This window comes from Gilvimarinus gilvus (genome assembly GCF_030518155.1).
In the GTDB taxonomy this organism is placed as follows: domain Bacteria; phylum Pseudomonadota; class Gammaproteobacteria; order Pseudomonadales; family Cellvibrionaceae; genus Gilvimarinus; species Gilvimarinus gilvus.
Genome location: NZ_JAULRU010000843.1, coordinates 1 through 660 on the forward strand (window position 1 = coordinate 1; position 660 = coordinate 660).

Annotated in this window: 1 protein-coding gene; it reads left to right on the forward strand. The window is 60.5% G+C overall.

Annotation, left to right across the window (positions count from 1 at the left end):
- On the forward strand, positions 1-611 hold a 611-nt coding region (locus QWI17_RS23520; RefSeq protein ID WP_302724984.1), incomplete at its 5' end, for a methyl-accepting chemotaxis protein.
- Positions 612-660: the final 49 nt, after the last annotated feature.

The window sequence follows — 660 nt, forward strand, 5'->3', positions numbered from 1 at the left end:
TGGTCGAGCGCAACATTGCGGCGATGAACCGGCTCTCGGACCTGATCGTCACTTCCAGCGAACACATCGAGACCCTCAACAGCAAAACCGTGAACATCGGCCAGATTCTGGAAGTGATTACCAGTATCTCCCAGCAGACCAACCTGCTGGCATTGAACGCCGCCATCGAAGCGGCCCGCGCCGGTGAAGCCGGGCGTGGTTTCGCCGTGGTGGCCGATGAGGTACGCAACCTGGCCCACCGCACCCAGGAATCGGCGCAACAGGTGCAGGCCATGATCGAAGAACTGCAGGTGGGTGCCCGCGCATCGGTGGAAACCATGGATCAGAGCCAGCGCCACAGCACCGACAGCATGCAGATCGCCAATCAGGCCGGCGAACGGCTGGACAGCGTGACCGTGCGCATTGGCGAAATCGATGGCATGAACCAGTCGGTGGCCACCGCTACCGAAGAGCAGACCGCCGTGGTCGAAAGCCTCAATCTGGACATTACCCAAATCAATGCGCTGAACCAGCAAGGGGTAGAGAACCTTAACGAAACCCTGCGCCACTGCGATCAACTGGCGCAGCAGGCCGGCCGGTTGAAGCAATTGGTGGGGAGTTTCCGGATCTGAGAACCCGGGGGCGCCCAGCGCCCCCATCTTTACGCGGTTATAACCTAAT